General features: G+C 47.9%; 18 protein-coding genes. 6 read left to right on the top strand and 12 right to left on the bottom strand.

The window, feature by feature from the left end; all coding sequences use genetic code 11:
- Positions 1-110: 110 nt before the first annotated feature.
- The gene (rlmD, locus tag L5M71_RS18260; RefSeq protein ID WP_263208883.1) at positions 111-1,463 is read right to left on the bottom strand and encodes a 23S rRNA (uracil(1939)-C(5))-methyltransferase RlmD; all 1,353 of its coding nucleotides are present in this window, start codon (positions 1,461-1,463) and stop codon (positions 111-113) included.
- A 100-nt stretch (positions 1,464-1,563) separates the two neighbouring features.
- On the opposite strand from rlmD, the gene barA reads away from it, so the two are divergent.
- The 3 genes from barA (at position 1,564) to L5M71_RS18245 (ending at position 5,329) form a co-directional block, all read left to right on the top strand.
- Positions 1,564-4,365, top strand: a complete 2,802-nt coding sequence (barA, locus tag L5M71_RS18255) for a two-component sensor histidine kinase BarA (RefSeq protein WP_263208880.1) — start codon at positions 1,564-1,566, stop codon at positions 4,363-4,365.
- Positions 4,340-4,939 (top strand): YjaG family protein, encoded by a 600-nt coding sequence (locus L5M71_RS18250; protein WP_028761381.1) that lies wholly within the window; start codon positions 4,340-4,342, stop codon positions 4,937-4,939. Before barA ends, L5M71_RS18250 begins: the two co-directional genes overlap by 26 nt.
- 156 nt (positions 4,940-5,095) lie before the next feature.
- On the top strand, positions 5,096-5,329 hold the full coding sequence (locus L5M71_RS18245) for a DUF3319 domain-containing protein (RefSeq protein ID WP_006082632.1): 234 nt from the start codon (positions 5,096-5,098) through the stop codon (positions 5,327-5,329).
- A gap of 21 nt (positions 5,330-5,350) precedes the next feature.
- On the opposite strand, the gene lldR is transcribed toward L5M71_RS18245, so the two are convergent.
- Complete coding sequence (gene lldR, locus L5M71_RS18240) at positions 5,351-6,250, bottom strand: LysR family transcriptional regulator LldR (protein WP_105251752.1); 900 nt, start codon at positions 6,248-6,250, stop codon at positions 5,351-5,353.
- A gap of 290 nt (positions 6,251-6,540) precedes the next feature.
- Here lldR and L5M71_RS18235 point away from each other — a divergent pair, with 290 nt between their 5' ends.
- The gene (locus tag L5M71_RS18235; protein ID WP_263208878.1) at positions 6,541-7,503 is read left to right on the top strand and encodes an AEC family transporter; all 963 of its coding nucleotides are present in this window, start codon (positions 6,541-6,543) and stop codon (positions 7,501-7,503) included.
- A gap of 128 nt (positions 7,504-7,631) precedes the next feature.
- Positions 7,632-9,290, top strand: a complete 1,659-nt coding sequence (gene recN / locus L5M71_RS18230) for a DNA repair protein RecN (RefSeq protein WP_263208876.1) — start codon at positions 7,632-7,634, stop codon at positions 9,288-9,290.
- A gap of 153 nt (positions 9,291-9,443) precedes the next feature.
- Here the strand turns inward: recN and L5M71_RS18225 are convergent, their stop codons facing one another.
- From L5M71_RS18225 to glyA, 9 genes are all read right to left on the bottom strand, one after another.
- Complete coding sequence (locus L5M71_RS18225) at positions 9,444-9,938, bottom strand: phosphatidylglycerophosphatase A (RefSeq protein ID WP_263208874.1); 495 nt, start codon at positions 9,936-9,938, stop codon at positions 9,444-9,446.
- Positions 9,939-9,953: 15 nt separating this feature from the next.
- A complete protein-coding gene (gene thiL, locus L5M71_RS18220) occupies positions 9,954-10,910 on the bottom strand; it encodes a thiamine-phosphate kinase (RefSeq protein ID WP_263208916.1) in 957 nt (318 codons plus the stop codon).
- A 78-nt stretch (positions 10,911-10,988) separates the two neighbouring features.
- Complete coding sequence (gene nusB / locus L5M71_RS18215) at positions 10,989-11,393, bottom strand: transcription antitermination factor NusB (protein WP_006082638.1); 405 nt, start codon at positions 11,391-11,393, stop codon at positions 10,989-10,991.
- Between the two features lie 11 nt (positions 11,394-11,404).
- A complete protein-coding gene (gene ribE, locus L5M71_RS18210) occupies positions 11,405-11,884 on the bottom strand; it encodes a 6,7-dimethyl-8-ribityllumazine synthase (RefSeq protein ID WP_006082639.1) in 480 nt (159 codons plus the stop codon).
- Positions 11,885-12,014: 130 nt separating this feature from the next.
- The gene (ribBA, locus tag L5M71_RS18205; protein ID WP_006082640.1) at positions 12,015-13,118 is read right to left on the bottom strand and encodes a bifunctional 3,4-dihydroxy-2-butanone-4-phosphate synthase/GTP cyclohydrolase II; all 1,104 of its coding nucleotides are present in this window, start codon (positions 13,116-13,118) and stop codon (positions 12,015-12,017) included.
- Between the two features lie 95 nt (positions 13,119-13,213).
- Entirely contained in the window at positions 13,214-13,870 is a 657-nt protein-coding gene (locus L5M71_RS18200; protein WP_006082641.1) for a riboflavin synthase, read from the bottom strand.
- Between the two features lie 50 nt (positions 13,871-13,920).
- Positions 13,921-15,099 (bottom strand): bifunctional diaminohydroxyphosphoribosylaminopyrimidine deaminase/5-amino-6-(5-phosphoribosylamino)uracil reductase RibD, encoded by a 1,179-nt coding sequence (ribD, locus tag L5M71_RS18195; protein ID WP_263208870.1) that lies wholly within the window; start codon positions 15,097-15,099, stop codon positions 13,921-13,923.
- Between the two features lie 145 nt (positions 15,100-15,244).
- Complete coding sequence (nrdR, locus tag L5M71_RS18190) at positions 15,245-15,694, bottom strand: transcriptional regulator NrdR (protein ID WP_006082643.1); 450 nt, start codon at positions 15,692-15,694, stop codon at positions 15,245-15,247.
- A 274-nt stretch (positions 15,695-15,968) separates the two neighbouring features.
- Positions 15,969-17,222, bottom strand: a complete 1,254-nt coding sequence (glyA, locus tag L5M71_RS18185) for a serine hydroxymethyltransferase (protein ID WP_263208868.1) — start codon at positions 17,220-17,222, stop codon at positions 15,969-15,971.
- A gap of 189 nt (positions 17,223-17,411) precedes the next feature.
- Here glyA and ettA point away from each other — a divergent pair, with 189 nt between their 5' ends.
- The gene (gene ettA, locus L5M71_RS18180; protein WP_263140202.1) at positions 17,412-19,079 is read left to right on the top strand and encodes an energy-dependent translational throttle protein EttA; all 1,668 of its coding nucleotides are present in this window, start codon (positions 17,412-17,414) and stop codon (positions 19,077-19,079) included.
- A 170-nt stretch (positions 19,080-19,249) separates the two neighbouring features.
- Here the strand turns inward: ettA and L5M71_RS18175 are convergent, their stop codons facing one another.
- Entirely contained in the window at positions 19,250-20,227 is a 978-nt protein-coding gene (locus tag L5M71_RS18175; protein ID WP_263208866.1) for a LysR family transcriptional regulator, read from the bottom strand.
- Between the last annotated feature and the right edge of the window lie 18 nt (positions 20,228-20,245).

The raw sequence follows: 20,245 nt of genomic DNA, 5'->3' as shown, positions 1-20,245 counted from the left end.
CACTTCAGCTCTCCTATCTTCAGCATTGGCGCGAACTTGTCAAACCCAACCGACGTAATAATCACATTTTTTACGTTATTCAAACGCTTTGCTTACTTTGCCAGCGCAAATTACTTGGTTAATTCAAACAGTGCCATGGCTTCTATATGGTGTGTTTGTGGGAACATGTCGATAAGTCCCAATTGCTGTAATCGGTAACCGCGCTCTAACAGTACTGCGCTATCGCGGGCCAAGCTGGCAGGATTACACGATACATACACGACTTTGCGTGGCTTCATTTTCTTTAGCCATTGCAAGCTTTCAAATGCCCCCGCACGGGCGGGATCGAGCAGTAATTTATCAATCTTGCCCATCCAAGGCTCAAGGGATAAATCCGCACTTAAATCGCCGTGGTAAAAGGTCAGTTTATCCAGATTGTTAGCTTTCGCGTTCACTCGCGCCTGAATCACCATCTCGGCAATCCCTTCGACGCCAATCACATCAGCGCCCATTTTCGCTAAGGGCAAACTGAAATTACCCATGCCGCAGAACAAATCCAAAATGCGCTCATCTGGCGCTGGCGCTAACCAATCCATCGCTTGAGCGACCATGGCCTTGTTAATCTGTCCGTTCACTTGCACAAAGTTACCTGGGGTGAAACTTAAGCTCACCGCTTCCGACTGCGCATTTTCATCTAACAGCTGATAAACAGGTAACACTAACTCAGCGCCGACGCCTTGGAATTGGCCTTCGTTGTCCTGCTGACAAATATGGATCTGATGCTGCTCAGCAAAGGCTGACAACTTAGCGAGATCTTTATCGTTTAACGCCTTAGTGATCCGCAGCACAGCGAAATGACCATTATCGGCGGCAATTAACTCAAGATGACCTAAGCTGGCTTTAGCTGACAATTGGTTCAGCAACTTAGCAAAGGGGACAATCAAGTCCGATAACGGCTTAGCTAACACCAGACATTGACTGATTGGCACCACATTACTGCTACTGGCGGCGCGAAAGCCTAAACTTAAGTGCTTGGTATTTTTATCAAATAAAGTTGCAAGACGGGCGCGGCGACGATAATGCCAACCTTCCCCCGTGAGTGCGGGCGATAAAGCACCGCCTTCAGTGCCAGCAAACTTAGCCATAATATCCAGCAACGCGGCTTCTTTATGCTCACGCTGACCCGATAATGACATATGCTGTAAGTCGCAGCCGCCGCAGGTATGATAGTGTGGGCACTCAGGCTCGACGCGCTCAGAGCTAGGTGTATCGACTTTAATCAACTTGGCGCGGGCATAATTTTTCTTTTGCTCGGTGAGCTGTACCGTCACGGTTTCATCGGGCAAAGCGCCAGGGATAAACACGACTTTACCTTGATGTTGTGCTATACCAGCACCTAAGTGATCGAGCTGTTCTACGCTCAGTGATAACTTAGCCGACAACTGTTTGGAACTATTTGGTTTTGCTTTAAAAAATTGCGCCATTTCGGCCTCTAAATCAATAAAATACTGGCAAAGACCGCCCTCTTTCTGGCAGTCTTATAAAATTATCTTAGTCTCTGTCACAGGAAACACCGCCGCTGCTATGAACCCTGTCAACAACATGACCAAATACAGCCTACGTTCTTGGGTTCTTGTGCTGGCGCTCGCGCCAACAATCTTGGTCGGTATCCTTCTGGGCAGCTACTTTACCATAAACCGTTTTTATGAGCTCGAAGATACGCTCGTCGAACAGGGCAGCAATATTATAGAGCCCCTGTCGATTGCCAGTGAAATCGGCTTAGTGGCGAATGATCGCGAGGCGACCAAACGCTTACTCGCGGCGGCGCAGCTCAACAAATCCACCTTAGTAAAATCCATCGCGATTTTCGATGCCAATAATCAACTCTTTGTGACCTCCCACTATCACAAAGACTTTGAGATTATGCGCTACAAAGAAGCCCTCAACACGCTGCATAAAACCGAAATTGAACATGTGGACGACAGCCTTATTTTACGGACGCCCATTTTTGCCACAGGCCACATTGCTGCTCCCGCTAATTACGATATCCAGACTGACGATGGTCATCTTTTAGGTTATATCTCGATAATAATCAATAAAGAACGTGCCTTGTTAGAGCAACATAGAGCCGCAGTCGCCGCCTTTATTATCGTGTTGATCGGCGTGCAGTTAAACCTGCTATTTACTTTCCGGCTGGTGAAAAACGTCACTCAACCCATTACTGAAATGGTGCGCGTCGTCGCTAAAATCCGTGAAGGTAAATTGGACGCCCGCTTAGATGGCAACTTGATTGGTGAGCTGGACTTACTCAAACGCGGCATCAATGCCATGGCGGGGTCGCTATCGGAATACCATGATGAGATGCAGCAAAATATCGACCAAGCTACGTCTGATCTGCGGGAAACCTTAGAGCAGATTGAAATCCAAAACGTCGAGCTGGATTTAGCTAAAAAACGCGCCCTAGAAGCCAGCCGAATTAAATCTGAATTCTTAGCGAATATGTCCCACGAGTTACGTACGCCACTCAATGGTGTTATCGGTTTTGCGCGGCAATTAGTCAAAACACCATTGCATTCGAGCCAAGTCGATTACATCAAGACCATAGAACGCAGCGCCACTAACCTGCTGGGTATCATCAACGACATTCTCGACTTTTCTAAACTCGAAGCCGGTAAAATGGTTTTAGAAAACATGCCCTTCGGCCTTAGAGAAACCATAAGCGATACGATTACCTTGATCTCCGGCAGCGCCCAGGCCAAAGGCCTAGAACTCGTCGTCGATATCGCCCCCAACGTGCCCGACAATGTCAATGGCGATGCCATGCGCGTATGCCAAATCATCAATAACTTGGTTGGTAACGCGATTAAATTCACTGACTTTGGCAGCGTGATGGTCAAAATCGAACTGCAGAGCCAATCGGATGAACAAGTGGTACTGCGCTGTGATGTGGTCGACACAGGTATCGGCATCGATGAAAGCCAGCAGGACTTTTTATTCCAAGCCTTTGGCCAAGCAGACTCGTCGATTTCGCGCCGCTTTGGTGGCACCGGCTTAGGTTTAGTGATCACTAAACGTTTAGTGAATCAAATGGGCGGCCAAATCGGCTTTACTTCATCCCCAGAAAAAGGCTCAAACTTCTGGTTCAGTTTGCCGCTCGGCTTAGGCCAATTCCAAATCGGTGACTCACTGCCACTCGAAAAACTCAAAGACAAAACCATACTGTTTTACGAACCGCGGGTACTCACCCACGCAGTATTAAGCCGCCAATTGAATCAATGGGATACAAAAGTCACCCATCATCAGCATATCCCAAGCTTGTTGACTACGCTCACCACGGCTGAAGCGCCATACGACTATGTTCTCTTGAGTTGCCATGGGTTTAGCGACGCAGGACAACTGGTAAGCACACTTAACTTGGCGAAGACCAAAACCGATTGCCTTGTGGTGCTATACGATTGCCAAGAACAGGATGCCTTAACCCAATTCATCCGCCCGAATGCCGATGTGGTGTTGTCTCTGCCCGTGAGTGAGCAACAGCTTGCCCGCAACTTACTCTATCCACCGATGGAATACGACATCATAGCCCCAGTGACCATAGCCACGCCGGCGGCGCGCCAATCCTTAACCGTACTGGCGGTGGATGATAACTTTGCCAACTTAAAGCTAATCGACACCTTGCTCAGTGAGTTAGTGACGACGGTTATCGCGGTCAACAGTGGCGATGAAGCGGTTAAACAGGCGAAGACTCGCACCTTCGACTTGATCTTTATGGATATCCAAATGCCTGGCACAGATGGCATTAGCGCCACGAAGCAAATTCGCCAAGGCTCGATGAACCGCAACACGCCGATAATTGCCGTGACAGCCCATGCCATTGCCGAAGAACGCGAACTGATTTTAGGCAGTGGTATGGACGGATATTTGCCTAAACCTATTGATGAAGCGGCGCTCAAAGATATTATTCATCGCTGGATCACTCGGCCTAAGTTCACCCATTTTGACCTGCATACGCTGAACTGGGATTTATGCTTAACCCAAGCCAATCACAAGGCCGATCTCGCCTTAGATATGCTCAGAATGTTGCTCGACTCATTGCCGCAAACCGTGGCGACGATTCAAACGGCGCTAAGTCAAAACGATCACCCAGTCATGCTCAGTACTATCCATAAGCTGCATGGTGCGAGCTGCTACTGCGGCGTGCCAACAACCCAAAGGTTATGCCAAGAAATTGAATTGGCACTAAAACGTGAAACATCGGTTGAAGATCTCGAACCCGAAATACTAGAGTTACTTGATGAGTTAACTAAGGTAGAATCTGCGGCAAATCAAGTGATATCACAGCTATCAGCGGAAATAACAGATGACCAAAAAAACGGGCTTCTTTAAACGTCTCAAGGCGTTAACACTGCCACAAAAACAACTCTTTGCCACTGCACTTTGCCAACGTATGTTGCCCAACTATCAACTGTTTTCCGAAGTCTGTGAGTTTGGCGATCCTACTGTGTTGAGTACCGCATTAGAACTATTGTGGCAATCCCAGTACGACTCCAAGCTCAAATTCAATGTCGATGTGCATCTGCAACGCTTGGAAGATAACACCCCAGATCCTGCTGATTTTGAAGCCTATGGCGTCTACCCTGCTATGGATGCAGTGGTCGCCATATCGACCTTACTGGGTGCGATTCAAGGCAAAATTGAAGAAGACATAGTCAATATCAGCAAATTGTCATCCAGCACAGTGGCTAACTACATCGAAGCGATCAGCGATGTCGATTTGGTGGATGAAGCATTAGATGATTTCGTTTTCGCCCATGAAGTCATGGAAGAAGAGAAAGAATTACAAAATTCTCTGCTGGAAATTATTGAAGAAAATCCGAAGATCACTGCAGAACTGGTCAAGGGTTTACGCAAAGATATTATCGAAGCTGGCGTATCAAATATCGGTATCAGCGTCGCTTAACTGATGAGGTGCTTGGGGTTACTCAAGCACCCTTATTTCTAAACAATGTTTCTAAACAATAAGCCTCTAGTCTCGACTGCAATCACTTTCATGCAAGCCACAAAACGAGTAAGACCAAGGCTAGCAAGTTCCATCAGCCAATATTGAGTTATTCCAATGAAAAAGATTGTTTATCAAGGATTTGTCTTAACCAATAGCGAAGGACGAACCGACAGTTGGAAACTGACCATCAAAGATCAACAGCGTATCGGTTCTTTATTTGAACTGCGGCGTTTAGTGGGATACTTCTTAGAACTCGGCATACTGCCCGCGACACGCTCCAGCCTGCAAGATGCAAAACAAACGCAAAACACCATGAGCAAAAACACCGTAAAACCTAAAAGACGCTAAAAATCAGTTCCCCTCGTTAAATCAACGCATAGAGAATAACTCTGGCGCCTTTGACTGCATAAACTCAATAAAGACTCTTACCTTTAGCGGCTGCTGGCTGCGCTGATGATATAAAATCGAAATTCGCCTCTGTTCGCCAATCCATTCAGGCAGTAATACTTTAAGTTTTCCCTCTTTAATCTGCTGTTTTACAAATAGTTCAGGACCATACAAGATCCCGCCATGGCCTAAGGTCGCCTGAATCGCTCCGTGTAAATCCGTGAGGGTGAGCTTAGTCGGACCATTAAAATAAAAAGACTCGCCGCTTGGATGCTTTAAATGCCAATTAAACAGCGGCCAGACTTTTATCAGTTGATGGGCTTCAAGATCATCGGGATGCTCAAGCTTAGGTGCCTGAGCCAAATATTCTGGTGTGGCAAACAGGCAATAGTCGAGCTCGCCTAAGGTACTCGACACCCAAGAAGAATCAGGCTGAGCACCGCCAACAATCGCCACATCTATGCCCTTGTCGATCAAATCCACTAACTCATTGCTCTGGGAAATGTGTAAACGGATATCGGGATACAGGCGTCCAAATTCATTCAATGCTTGAATAAACACGATGGAAATAATCGAAATTGGCGCGGCGATGCGCAGGGTGCCCTCGGGTTTATCACTGCCTAAACCACTTAGTTCATCAAATTGAGCAACCACACTCTGGTAGCGTTGAAAGAGCGCCAGCCCTTCCTCTGTCAGTCGCAACTTGCGGGTGCTGCGCATAAAAAGCTGTTTATCGAGCTTCTCTTCCAACTTCGCTAACTTGCGGCTCACAGTGGCGATGGGCATATCGAGCTCCTTCGCCGCCTGCGAAAAACTGCCCGCGTTGACTAAATGCACAAAAAGATAGACAAGTTGTAGTTCAGCGCCTAAATCATCACTCATTGCATATCCTAATTTCACATATTGGGTATTGACGTTAAAACGCTAAATTCACTAAGTGATTGTGTTTTAAACATTGAATTATTCACTTATACGACCATAGCGCAATAGCCTTAGATTGAAATGGTATGTTATTTTGTGGCGAGTTTTACTGCGCTGGCGCTAACTCTGGCTCTAAAGTGACATAAAAAGAAGCAAGTGCTGTAACTCTGTCCACCAAGAATCATAGCGACAGTAAAATGACGACGGTGGACGAGTTTATTCAAATTTAATCGTAAGGATGAGTGAGGGAAATGACCATTTTAACCCCTCTGTTTGCCGTCTTCGGGATCATGTTGCTCGGCACACTAGTGCAAAAACTAAAACTCTTGCCCGTCGATACGGACCAAGTGCTAAACCAATATGTTTACTATATTGCGTTCCCTGCAATCATGCTTATCGCCCTTGCGCAGCAGCCGATTGGCGAGATTTTGCAATGGGGATTTATTGCGGGCTACAGCACAGCTATGGTGATCACTTATCTTGTCTGCCTAGGGCTATCGCTGATCGCTAACCCTAAACAGCACGCGGTTGCCGCCATTCGAGCCCTCAATGCCACCTTTGGTAATACGGCATTTATTGGTATTCCACTGCTCATCATCCTCTTTCCGCAGCAGCAAAGTGCGTTAGTCGCCGCCGCGATTGCCAGCTTATTATCCGTGCTGATGTTTGCCGTCGCCTTAGTCTCGATGGAACTGGCCACTAACACCCAAAGACAACACCACGCCTTAGTCATAATGGCGATGGCGGTAGGTAAAAACCCTATCGTTATTGGTAGCTTAATTGGCGTCGGCATTTCGGCGCTAGAGATAAAACTGCCGTCAGGGCTGGCGCTAATGATCCAGCAAATAGGCAATACCTCAAGCCCCTGCGCCCTATTTGCTATCGGCATGGTGCTTGCCAAAGCGATGCGCTACCAGAAAGATAGCAGCGTATTTAGCCCCAAGAATTTTATCGAATTGAGCCTTATCAACCTCTTCAAGCTGGCTATCCAACCGGTACTCGTCTACTTTATGCTTAACCGTTTTGGAGTAAGTGGTGACTACCTGATCATGGGCGTGATCTTGAGCGCACTGCCCACCGCGGCTAGCGTGTACTTACTCGCCCAGCGTTATAACACTCAGGCTTCAACCAGTGCTCAGGGTATTCTATTTGGCACCTTAGTCACTTTCTTCAGTTTACCTATCTTAGAAAGCTTAGTAAGAACCTATGCATAATCAGTTAATTAAAAATATTTACTGTCGATAATGCCGATTATTTACCCAAGCCACTTTACTGTATATAAAATCAGTATATACTGTTTATCAATACAGTGGTTTGGTATATTTTTCGACAGGAATTCACTATGCTTTGCCAACTCAGCATTAATAACTTCGCTATCGTCCGTTTTTTAGAACTGGATTTTCGCCCCGGTATGACCAGCATCACAGGTGAAACTGGTGCGGGTAAATCGATTGCCATCGATGCGCTAGGCCTATGCCTAGGCAATCGCGCCGATGCCAGCAGTGTTCGTCCCGGAGCCAATAAAACCGAGGTCAGCGCCCGCTTTTCCTTGGATGATATTCCACTGGCAAAACGTTGGTTAGAAGATAACGATCTTGAACTCGATGATGAGTGCATCCTACGTCGGACTATTGGTAGCGATGGCCGATCACGCGCCTACATCAATGGTAATCCAGTACCACTGACACAACTCAAATTACTGGGTCAGTTACTTATTGGTATTCACGGCCAACATGCCCACCATGCGATGTTAAAGAGTGAACATCAACTCACCTTGCTCGACAGTTATGCCAACCACAGATTACTTATCGATACGGTTGCCGCTAGTTTCCAACGCTGCAAGCAAATTGAGGCTGACCTAAAACAACTCGAAGCCTCACAGCATGAACGTATTGCCCGTAAGCAATTAGTGCAATATCAAGTAGAAGAACTCGATGAGTTTGATCTTAAAGTTGATGAGTTCGATGAAATTGAGCAAGAGCACAAACGCTTAGCCAATGGCACTGAGTTGATTGACACCTGTCAAGCGAGCTTAGATATACTCACAGAGGGCGAAGAGAACAATATAGAGTCGCTGCTCAATCGAGTCGTTTCCCTCGCCGAAGATCTGCAAAGCTACGATCCCGCATTAAGCAATATCAACACTATGCTCAATGATGCCTTAATCCAAGTGCAAGAAAGTGCAGGCGAATTACAGCACTATTTGAGTAAGCTTGAACTCGATCCAACCCACTTTGCCTATTTAGAAGAACGGCTATCAAAAGCCATGCAACTGGCGCGTAAGCATCATGTTAGCCCGAATAAACTGGCCGAGCATCATTTAGCATTAAAGGCTGAGCTAAGCACCTTAGACAGTGATGAAAGTAAACTTGAAGAAATTCAGCTTCAAGTCGAGGCAAGTAGAGCCGCTTATCTTAGCAATGCGCAAAAGCTCAGCCAAAGCCGTGCCCGCTATGCTAAAGAACTCGACAAACTGGTGACTCAGTCAATCCACGAACTGAATATGCCTAAGGGTAAATTTACGATCGAAGTCAATTTCCAGCCCGAGCAAATGTCAGCCAATGGCAGTGACAATATCGAATTTATGGTAACCACTAACCCTGGCCAACCTTTGCAACCGATTTCGAAAGTCGCGTCTGGCGGTGAGCTCTCACGGATAGGGCTAGGGATCCAAGTGATTACCGCGAAGAAAGTTGCCACACCGACATTAATTTTCGATGAGGTGGATGTTGGGATTTCCGGCCCCACTGCCGCAGTGGTGGGCCGCATGTTACGCAGCTTAGGGGAATCGACCCAAGTACTGTGCGTGACTCACTTGCCGCAAGTTGCGGGCAATGGTCATCAACACATGTTCGTCGATAAATTTAATAAGGCAGGCAGTACTGAGACCACTATGAAGTCGCTCGATCGTGAACAACGCATTCAAGAGCTGGCAAGGCTGCTAGGTGGCGATACTATCACCAGCAATACCCTCGCGAACGCAAGAGAACTGCTGCAATAGTAGTATGGTTTAGATAACGAATGAGGTCGCTAAACGCTTGAATCTACACACTCTAGATCACAAGCTAAGGGACTATATCAAAAACTAAGGGGTAGTTGTTGGCCATGCTAACTAACATGCCGGGTTAACTATCATGTTAGGTTAGCGATAATGTTAGCTAACACACCAGACTAGCCCTTGCAGACAAATAAATGAAAACACACCCGCTAATACATCGTCAATCATAATGCCAAAACCACCATGAACTTTGGCATCGAGCCATCGAATAGGCCAAGGTTTGATGATGTCGAAAAAGCGAAATAGACCAAAGCCGACTAACAGCCAAATCCAGCCCGCAGGTGCCGCTATCATAGTGATCAGTAGCCCAACCACTTCATCCCACACAATCGCACCGTGATCGTGTACCCCCATATCTTGAGCGGCTTTACCGCAGATATAAAATCCCGCAAATGCACTCAATAAGGTTAAGCCGATATACCAAGTGAGCGGTAATGGCGCCATCAATAAATAGAGGGGAATGGCTGCTAAGGTACCGAAAGTACCGGGTGCTTTAGCTGCGAGTCCGCTACCGAAACCGAGTGCCAAAAAGTGGACAGGATTTTTTAATGACAGGCGCGTTAACGCCTGATCCTTTGACAACCATTTCATTAACATGCTCTTCGCTTAAAAGTGCTCGAAACCGTGATACGGCGGTGTAAACGGCTCACCATTGAGTTGCAACTTGAGCTTACTGCCCGCACAAATTTGTCCAACGCGAACAAACTTTGCTCCTGCATGGCTCAACGCTGTCTCAAGCGCGCCTTTTTGCGCCTCAGGAACGGTGAACAGCAGTTCATAATCTTCGCCCCCAGTTAGCGCATAACCAAAGGCATGCTCCTCGCTGACGGTATCTTGCATCGCGCGTGAAAGCGGGATGCAATTAACGTCCACCACAGCACCGACTGCCGAAGCCTTAAGCACATGACCGATATCCGAGATAAACCCGTCGGAAAGGTCGATAGCACTGGAGGCAAGCGAACGCAAAGCTTGGCCCGCTAAAACTCTTGGTGTTGGACGATAATGGCGATTAATCAGGAATTCTTTATGCTCGGCTCTGGCCTGTTGCGCGCCGCGAATGATATCCAGACCTAAGGCCGAATCTCCGAGCGTGCCCGTGACATAAATCCAATCACCGGCTTTAGCACCATGACGCGTCAGTGCCTTACCCTGTGGGACTTGGCCGTGTACTGTGATATTAATCGCCCGTGGGCCACGAGTCGTATCGCCGCCAATTAAGGCGATGCCATAGTAATCGGCCGCTTCAAATAAACCTTCGCTAAAACCACTGAGCCAAGTTTCATCGACTTCGGGTAGCGTCAAGGCAAGCGTCATCCACGCGGGCTCAGCGCCCATGGCAGCCAGATCAGATAAATTTACCGCTAAGGCTTTGTAACCTAAGGCAGCGGGAGGCATATCGGGGAAGAAATGGACATTTTCGACTAAGGTGTCACAGGAGATAGCAATCGACTTGTTTTCTGCGGGTTGCACTAAAGCGCAATCGTCACCGATGCCAAGCTTCACATCACGGCGAGTGGGGCCGCGGTTGCTAAAATAACATTCAATTAATTGGAATTCTTTCACTGTACAGTTTGGCACGACTTACATCGGCCACCTTTGTTAGCAATGAAAAACGGTATCCTAAGATACCGTTTGTCTTTATTACTTGCGTGCAACCAGTTTGTCGAGCAGTCCGTTCACAAACTTATGACTCTCATCCGCACCAAAAGCTTTTGCCAACTCAATCGCTTCGTTAATCGCGACCTTATATGGCACATCTTTACGGAAAGTCAGCTCATAGGTCGCTAAACGAACTATGGCTTTCTCTACTGGAGACACTTCATCAATCGGGCGTTCCAGATGCGGGATGATCAGCTCATCCAATTGGGTTTTCTTCGTTGCAACGCCTGAAAATAGCTCACGAAAATAAGCTACATCAACACCGTCGAGGCTTTGTTCAGTTAAAAACTCATGCTCGACATCGGCAATATTATTCCCGCTTAGTTGCCATGAATAGATGGCTTGAACGGCTAAACGGCGGGCCTTGCGGCGCTCAGAAGGCTTCATTATTTTTCCTACTATAACAACTGTTGTTCAAGTTCTTGCAGAACATTGACCATTTCAAGCAGACTTAAAGCAGCTTCGCCGCCTTTGTTACCCGCTTTGGTACCTGAACGTTCAATAGCTTGTTCAATGGTATCTGTGGTCAAAACACCGAAAGCAACTGGCAGATCAAATTCTAAAGCAACTTGAGCTAGACCTTTATTACATTCGCCTGCAACAAAATCAAAATGAGGAGTACCACCACGGATCACCGCACCTAATGCGATAATGCCGTCGAATTTACCACTGGCAGCTACGCGACGCGCAGCTAGCGGCAACTCAACCGCACCTGGTACACGGACAACAGTGATATTGTCGTCGCTGACTTGGCCAAAACGTTTCAGCGTGTCAAGTGCACCTTCAAGCAAGCTCTCAACTAAAAAGCTGTTGAAACGCGAAATTACAATCGCAACTTTGGCATTTTTCGCTTCGATATTACCTTGAACTACGTTCATTATCTTACCTAATTTAGCTAAAGCACCCAGCTCGGGGCGAAAAGTGGCGACATGATATCACAGCCAATTGCCCAGAGCCCTATGCAAATTATCAGAAATTGTTAATTTTACTTCAGTGTAACTTTGGGTTTTAGTCCGCCACATACTCAGTCACTTCAAGGCCAAAGCCCGAAAGTGAATGGTAACGTTTAGGCGAGCTGAGCAGGCGCATCTTAGTCACGCCAAGGCTAGCGAGGATTTGCGAACCCACACCCACACGGCGCGACGTCCCCTGCCATTTTGCAGAAGCAGGCGCTTGGCCTTGATCTTCGGCTTCAAAGGCTTTCACCTTAGAGAGGATTTCACAGGGATGTTCTTGATTCCCTAATAAAACCAATACGCCACCTTCTGCAGAAATACGCTCCATCGCCTTTTCGAGTGGCCAGCTGCGTTGCTGATCGCGCTCTGAATGGAGTAAATCGTTGAAAGTGTTTTGCAGATGCACGCGCACTAAACAATCACTCTTCACCTCACCTTTGACTAAGGCAAAATGCAGTTGATTGTCGATAGTGTCTCTGAAAGTCACCATGTCGAACTCACCGAAACGGGTCGGTAATTTGCATTTAGCTTCACGCACAACCGTGGTTTCTTTGGTGTTGCGATACTCGATCAATGCCGCGATGGTGCCGATTTTGATGCCATGCAACTCGGAGAAAATCTCTAAATCTGGGCGGCGTGCCATAGTGCCGTCTTCGTTCAAAATCTCAACGATAACGCCCGATGGCTCAAGTCCCGCAAGACGGGCTAAATCACAACCAGCTTCAGTGTGGCCTGCGCGGGTTAATACGCCGCCGTCCTGTGCCATTAGCGGGAAGATGTGCCCTGGTTGCACTAAATCAGACGCTTTAGCCTCTTTAGCCACAGCCGCTTTCACCGTTACAGCGCGATCGTGGGCCGAAATGCCAGTAGTCACACCCTCCGCCGCTTCAATAGAAACCGTAAAGTTAGTCGAGAACTGGGCGTTATTATTCGTCACCATTAAGGGGAGATTTAACTGCTGGCAACGGGCTTTAGTCATGGTCTGGCAAATAAGCCCACGGCCATATTTCGCCATAAAGTTAATCGCTTCTGGCGTGACCATTTCGGCCGCCATGATCAAATCACCTTCGTTTTCTCTGTCTTCGTCATCCATCAAAATAACCATTTTGCCTTGACGAATATCTTCGATGATCTCTTCTATACTGTGCAGCGCCATTGTAGGACCTTATGATTTTGCTGTTATTATGAAATTCTATACCTAAATAACCTAAGCTGCCGATAAGCTTAAGTTAAATAATCTGCTCCTGTGCACTAACGCACAAAGCCGGCACGGGCTAACATTTCCATGGTGACGCCACCGCTCTTGCTGTCCTTGCCATCATAATTCATCAAGCGTTCAAGATAACGGGCGATTAAATCCACTTCGATATTCACCTTATCGCCCGCTTGCAGGTCGATTAACGTGGTTTCACCTGCGGTATGCGGCACTATGGTCAAGCGGAATCGACTGCCGTCCACTTCGTTAACCGTCAGACTCACGCCATCAATGGTGATGGAACCTTTATGGGCAATATAACGCCCAAGCTCTGCGGGTGCGGCTAACCAAAACTCGATGGCTTGACCACGCACTAAGCGTTGCTCAACCATAGCAATACCGTCTACATGGCCACTGACCATGTGGCCGCCTAAGCGTGTGGTTGGGGTGACGGCCTTTTCAAGATTCACCTTAGTGCCCACTTTGTAATTAGCAAAGCCGGTTAGACTCACGGTTTCGGCAGAGACATCAGCCACATAACCGTCGGCTAATTGCTGCACAACCGTTAAGCACACACCGTTAGTGGCAATGCTGTCGCCTAAACGCACATCGTTTAAATCCAGTTTGCCGCTCGCCACGGTAAGACGAATATCATCGCCTTTACGCTCCAGTTTGCGCAGGGTGCCAACGGCTTCAATAATCCCAGTAAACATGGTTAACTCACTTAATTAAATAAAGAAGTAATAAGGCATAAGACTCAAGGTTAAACGGTTATCTTGCTCCAATTCGATTTAAATAAAGAGGTATCAAGCTTAACGCTCAAGGTTAAACGGGTATCTGGCCCTAATTTGCGCTCATCGACCAAAGTGAGTGCAGGAATGTGTGCCATGGTTTGATAATCGGGCAATTGCAGCAAATTACGCCCATGCCCACCGAGGATTTTCATCGCTTGGTATAGCACTAACTCATCGGCCAGCCCCTGCGCTAAAAATGCGCCCGCTAAGGTTGCACCCGCTTCCACCAGCACGTGATTACAGCTTTGGCCTAAATAGCTTAATAGTTCAGGCAATGAGACGCGACCTGCAATTGCAGGTAACACGAGGCAACTCACATGGGAGGGCAATTGTGCTTGAAACTCTGTGGGATAAGCCACGGTCGAGACCAAGAGTATGGGCGATACGATAGCCAAGCAGGCGGCCGATAACGGCAAACGGGCACGGCTGTCGAGTATCACTCTTAATGGCTGCAGTAATTGCGCCTCGGTTACACTGTCTTTTAAGCTGCCAAGTTCCTGATAACGCACATTAAGTAAAGGAGCGTCTGCCAGTATGGTTTCGATCCCCGTGACCAGTGCACAAGAACGTAAACGTAATCGCTGCACGTCGCGACGAGATTCTGGACCAGTTATCCATTTAGACACACCGTTAGACAGCGCGGTTTTACCATCGAGACTCGCAGCCAATTTTACTGTAACTCTGGGTAAACCCGATTCCATCCGCTTCATAAAGCCTACATTCAAGGCATAGGCTTCATCGCGATGTAATCCCACATCCACTTCAATACCGGCGTCACGCAGCATTTGAATGCCACGACCACCGACTTGCGGATTAGGATCTTCCACCGCTACCACAACACGTTTAACGCCAATATTGATCAGCGCCAAGGCGCAGGGCGGCGTGCGGCCATAATGGCTGCAGGGCTCTAAAGTGACATAGGCTGTTGCGCCGCGGGCGCGTTCGCCAGCCATACGTAGCGCATGCACTTCGGCGTGGGGCTCACCCGCTTTTTGATGATAACCTTCACCAATGATTTGGTTATCTTTAACGATAACGCAGCCCACACTGGGATTGGGTCTAGTGGTGTAAAAGCCTTTGCGCGCCAATTGAATCGCGCGGCTCATCATTTGGGTATCGAGTACGGACCAACTTATGTTCAAGCTCATGTTCAACCCTGTTGTTAAAGGTTTCGGCTTTCACCAGTCTTGCAAATCTGTTTTTAAAACCTGTCTTGCAGAAGCTATTAATCAAAAGCCTCTTTTAAGGCTAGCGCAACCAAACACCGATAGACTAGCCACAAAAATCGAATAACTACTTTTGCAGTTTGGCGATGGCTTCGCCAAATTCAGACACGTCTTCAAAGGCGCGGTACACGGAAGCGAAACGAATGTAGGCGACTTTATCTAGGCTCATCAATTGCTCCATCATTAAGTTACCCACCATTTCTGACGGCACTTCCCGCTCGCCAGTGGCGCGCAGGGTAGACTTGATTTTGCTGAGTGCTTGCTCGATTTCATCCATAGACACGGGGCGTTTTTCAACGGCGCGTAACATGCCACCTTGGAGTTTTTCTTCATCGAAGGGTTGGCGTGAACCATCGCGCTTAATCACCCTAGGCATGACTAACTCAGCGCCTTCGAAGGTGGTAAATCGTTCATGGCATTCGGTGCATTCTCGGCGACGGCGCACTTGGTGGCCTTCCGCCACTAATCGAGAATCGATGACTTTAGTATCTGTCGCGCTGCAAAATGGACAATGCATTGAGCCTCCTGCCAGTGAATGATCGTAAAGCGTTAATGGGTTTACCTGTTAAATATCAGTCAAAAGCCATGGATTTAAACTTAAGATTTTACCAATAAAAATGGCCGCGAGATGCGGCCATGGGATTTTATCCTATTTATGGGCTGAGGTTAACTACCTGAGCTTAACAACTTAATGTTAAGTGCCTGATGCTAAGTACCTGATGTGACAAGTATCAAGTCAGTCGGCGATCAATCTCGGCCCTTCATCTACTAAACGTAGATGCATAGGCAAATTAGCCGTAAACAGGGAAACGTGCACACAGTGCCAATACTTGGCCCTTAACACGCTCAATCACAGCAGGATTGTTCGCATCATCAAGGATGTCACAAATCCAGCCAGTCAGCTCTTTCGATTCCGCTTCTTTAAAGCCGCGGCGCGTAATGGCTGGCGTACCGATACGCACACCTGAGGTCACAAAAGGTGAACGTGGATCGTTTGGTACTGAGTTTTTGTTCACGGTAATGTTAGCGCTACCTAAGGCGGCATCGGCTTCTTTACCGGTTAAGTCACGACCAATCAGGTCAACTAGCATTAAGTGGTTGCTGGTTCCGCCAGAGACGATTTTGTAACCGCGCTCAAGGAACACTTCAACCATAGCTTTAGCGTTATTAACCACTTGCTGTTGGTAAACTTTAAATTCTGGCTCTAGGGCTTCTTTGAACGCCACCGCTTTACCGGCGATAACGTGCATCAATGGGCCACCTTGACCGCCAGGGAATACCGCAGAGTTCAACTTCTTATACAAGTCTTCATCGTCAGCAGCAGACAGGATCACACCACCACGGGGACCCGCTAAGGTTTTGTGAGTCGTTGAAGTCACAACGTGTGCGTGTGGTACTGGGTTTGGATAAACGCCCGCAGCGATAAGACCGGCAACGTGCGCCATGTCGACAAATAGGTAAGCACCGATTTTGTCTGCGATTTCACGCATTTTTGCCCAATCAACGATACCTGAATAGGCAGAGAAACCGCCGATCATCATCTTAGGCTTGTGTTCTATGGCAATACGCTCCATCTCGTCATAGTCAATTTTGCCAGACTCGTCGATACCGTAAGGAATGATGTTGTACAGTTTGCCAGAGAAGTTAACGGGTGAACCGTGGGTCAAGTGACCACCATGAGCTAAGTTCATGCCCAGTACGGTATCGCCAGGTTTTAACAATGCCATGTAAACCGCGCTGTTTGCCTGTGAACCTGAATGAGGTTGTACGTTAGCGTAAGTTGCGCCAAACAGTTGTTTAGCACGTTCAATCGCTAAGGTTTCAACTACGTCCACATACTCACAACCACCATAGTAACGCTTGCCTGGATAGCCTTCAGCGTACTTATTGGTTAACTGTGAACCTTGCGCTTCCATCACGCGTGGACTGGTGTAGTTTTCAGAAGCAATCAGCTCAATATGCTCTTCTTGACGCAGAGTTTCATTCTGAATTGCGTTAAACAGTTCCGGATCATAATCTGCGATATTCATATCTTTTTTCAGCATTGCTTACTCCAGCTGCCAATTCTTATAGGTAGGGTTGCGCGGTATTCTACTCGGAACGCGGTCACAATCCCAGTATTTGAAACATGAAATTCCTGCAGATAGTGCTTGAACTTGGCTCATTGTCGAGTTGAGTTCGGCGCGCAATCGAGTAGAATTAGCCGCATCATTAGTCACTTAAGATAGAGAAAAATGGCTCAGTTTGTTTACAGCATGCTGCGGGTGGGAAAAATTGTTCCGCCTAAGAAGCAGATCCTTAAAGATATTTCTTTAAGCTTTTTCCCCGGCGCCAAAATTGGTGTACTCGGCCTTAACGGTTCAGGTAAGTCGACACTACTGCGTATTATGGCGGGTATCGACACCGAAATTGAAGGTGAAGCGCGCCCAATGCCGGGATTGAAAATCGGTTACCTGCCGCAGGAACCTAAACTCGATCCGAATCAAACCGTGCGTGAAGCGATTGAAGAAGCGGTAGCAGAGGCAAAAAATGCCCTGACTCGCCTCGATGCCGTTTACGCAGCCTACGCCGAGCCGGACGCCGATTTCGACGCCCTTGCAAAAGAGCAAGGCGAACTCGAAGCCATTATTCAAGCCCAAGATGCCCATAACTTAGAGTACGTCCTTGAGCGCGCCGCCAACGCCCTGCGTCTGCCAGATTGGGATGAGAAAATCGAAGTATTATCCGGTGGTGAACGTCGCCGCGTGGCGATATGTCGTTTGCTGCTTGAAAAGCCAGAAATGCTGTTACTGGACGAACCCACCAACCACTTGGATGCTGAATCTGTGGCTTGGCTTGAGCACTTCTTGCAGGAATATGCCGGTACTGTGGTCGCGATTACCCATGACAGGTACTTCCTCGACAATGCCGCTGGCTGGATTTTAGAACTCGACCGCGGTGAAGGTATTCCGTGGGAAGGTAACTATTCTTCATGGCTTGAGCAGAAAGATGCCCGTCTGAAGCAAGAATCAGCCACCGAAAGCGCTCGTCAAAAAACCATTGCCAAAGAATTGGAATGGGTACGTCAAGGCGCCAAAGGCCGTCAGTCTAAAGGCAAGGCCCGTATGGCGCGCTTTGAAGAACTGAACACTAACGATTACCAAAAACGTAACGAAACCAACGAGCTGTTTATTCCGCCCGGACCACGTTTAGGCGACAAGGTTATTGAAGTGAATAACCTGACCAAGTCTTACGGTGACCGCGTTTTGATCGACAACTTGTCGTTCTCAGTACCTAAGGGCGCTATCGTCGGCATTATCGGTGCCAACGGCGCGGGTAAATCGACCCTGTTCCGCATGTTATCCGGCGCAGAAAAACCAGACAGCGGCAGTATTGAGCTAGGTGAAACTGTGCAACTGGCCTCGGTTGAGCAGTTCCGCGATTCGATGAATGATAAGAACACCATTTGGGAAGAAATCTCCGGTGGTCAAGACATCATGCGTATCAACAACATGGAAATCCCGAGCCGCGCCTATGTGGGCCGCTTCAACTTCCGTGGTGGCGATCAGCAAAAAATCATCGGCACTCTGTCGGGCGGTGAGCGTAACCGCGTGCATTTAGCCAAACTGCTGCAAGCGGGCGGTAACGTCTTATTACTCGACGAACCCACCAACGACTTAGACGTTGAAACCCTGCGCGCACTGGAAGAAGCGATTCTGGAATTCCCAGGTTGCGCTATGGTGATTTCGCATGACCGTTGGTTCCTCGACCGTATCGCGACCCACATTCTGGATTATCGCGACGAAGGTCAAGTGAACTTCTACGAAGGTAACTACACAGAATACTCGGCATGGTTGAAAAACACCTATGGCGCCGATGTGGTTGAGCCACACCGCTTGAAATACAAGCGCATGATAAAGTAAATCTAGAATCTAGAATCTAGAATCTAGAATCTAGAATCTAGAATCTAGACAAGTGTAAATCTGAGGAGTTTAACTCGAAAGGGTTAAGCTCCTTTTTTATGGCATCCCGTTACGCTATAAGTGCCGCAAGCTTTGGCACTATTTCAAGCTAACACTATTTTAAACTGGCACTATTTCAAACTAGCAAAATAGGCCACCAGCATATCCATCATCACTCTTAATGCGGGCTGCATATGTTTGCGAGATTGATACACGCCATACACACCGAGGGACTGAGGTTTAAACTCAGTTAATAAAGGCACTAGCTGACCCGAGTCTAAATAGGGTTTCGCCGCCCATAGCGGTTGCATCGCAATCCCCTCGCCTGCCAGCGTAGCATTGAGCACCACCATGGAATCATTGGCGCTAAAATTCCCATTCACAGGCACATTAAACGCCTGGCCTTGGCTCAAGTTCAGCACTTGGTTTGCAGCCTGACCTTGGTTTAACTTAGGATCAGAGTTCAGCGCCAGAGCCTGTTTCGCAACCACATCGATTTGATAAAACCGCCACATCACATCGCCAAAATAGGAATAGGTTAAGCAGTTGTGCTGAGTTAAATCCTCGGGATGCAGCACGGCGGCGCGCGCGGCAAGATAACTCGGTGCGGCGCATACCACAGACTCACACTCCCCTAAGCGCCTAGCGATAAGATTGGGATCGAGTTCATTGGTGATGCGAATAGCCAGATCAATCCGCTCGGCGACTAAATCGACGGTTTGGCTGCTCACGTGGAAATTCACGCTCGCCTGCGGATAACTGGCTAAATATTGCTGTACCACGGGCGCTAAAATCTGATGCGCCAAAAACTGGGAGCAACTAATACGCAACAAGCCCCGCGGAATCGCCACAGCGGCGTGGCTTACCGCAGGCACTTCGTTAGCCAGTTCGAGCAGCCGATGGCAATAGTCCAGCACTTGCTCACCCGCGGGCGTTAAGCTGAGGCTACGCGTCGAACGATGCAGCAACCTAGCACCAGACCATTCTTCCATTTCGCTCAAGTAACGGGTCACCATAGAACGCGACATATCTAAGGCATTGGCGGCGCTGATCATGCTGCCGCGCTCAACAATAGTCACAAACACCTTAGCCGCTTCGAGTCTATCCATGATTTATCTCCACTCGCG

The organism is Shewanella sp. SW1, from assembly GCF_025653545.1.
Lineage (GTDB): Bacteria > Pseudomonadota > Gammaproteobacteria > Enterobacterales > Shewanellaceae > Shewanella > Shewanella oncorhynchi.
Note: the sequence above shows the minus strand (reverse complement) of the source record. Positions and strands in the feature narration are given on the sequence as shown.

Bases quoted from the DNA above. Each gene is read 5' to 3' on its own strand.
- rlmD (WP_263208883.1), bottom strand. From the start codon at position 1,463: ATGGCGCAATTTTTTAAAGCAAAACCAAATAGTTCCAAACAGTTGTCG.
- barA (WP_263208880.1), top strand. From the start codon at position 1,564: ATGAACCCTGTCAACAACATGACCAAATACAGCCTACGTTCTTGGGTT.
- L5M71_RS18250 (WP_028761381.1), top strand. From the start codon at position 4,340: ATGACCAAAAAAACGGGCTTCTTTAAACGTCTCAAGGCGTTAACACTG.
- L5M71_RS18245 (WP_006082632.1), top strand. From the start codon at position 5,096: ATGAAAAAGATTGTTTATCAAGGATTTGTCTTAACCAATAGCGAAGGA.
- lldR (WP_105251752.1), bottom strand. From the start codon at position 6,250: ATGAGTGATGATTTAGGCGCTGAACTACAACTTGTCTATCTTTTTGTG.
- L5M71_RS18235 (WP_263208878.1), top strand. From the start codon at position 6,541: ATGACCATTTTAACCCCTCTGTTTGCCGTCTTCGGGATCATGTTGCTC.
- recN (WP_263208876.1), top strand. From the start codon at position 7,632: ATGCTTTGCCAACTCAGCATTAATAACTTCGCTATCGTCCGTTTTTTA.
- L5M71_RS18225 (WP_263208874.1), bottom strand. From the start codon at position 9,938: ATGAAATGGTTGTCAAAGGATCAGGCGTTAACGCGCCTGTCATTAAAA.
- nusB (WP_006082638.1), bottom strand. From the start codon at position 11,393: ATGAAGCCTTCTGAGCGCCGCAAGGCCCGCCGTTTAGCCGTTCAAGCC.
- ribE (WP_006082639.1), bottom strand. From the start codon at position 11,884: ATGAACGTAGTTCAAGGTAATATCGAAGCGAAAAATGCCAAAGTTGCG.
- ribBA (WP_006082640.1), bottom strand. From the start codon at position 13,118: ATGGCGCTGCACAGTATAGAAGAGATCATCGAAGATATTCGTCAAGGC.
- L5M71_RS18200 (WP_006082641.1), bottom strand. From the start codon at position 13,870: ATGTTTACTGGGATTATTGAAGCCGTTGGCACCCTGCGCAAACTGGAG.
- ribD (WP_263208870.1), bottom strand. From the start codon at position 15,099: ATGAGCTTGAACATAAGTTGGTCCGTACTCGATACCCAAATGATGAGC.
- nrdR (WP_006082643.1), bottom strand. From the start codon at position 15,694: ATGCATTGTCCATTTTGCAGCGCGACAGATACTAAAGTCATCGATTCT.
- glyA (WP_263208868.1), bottom strand. From the start codon at position 17,222: ATGCTGAAAAAAGATATGAATATCGCAGATTATGATCCGGAACTGTTT.
- ettA (WP_263140202.1), top strand. From the start codon at position 17,412: ATGGCTCAGTTTGTTTACAGCATGCTGCGGGTGGGAAAAATTGTTCCG.
- L5M71_RS18175 (WP_263208866.1), bottom strand. From the start codon at position 20,227: ATGGATAGACTCGAAGCGGCTAAGGTGTTTGTGACTATTGTTGAGCGC.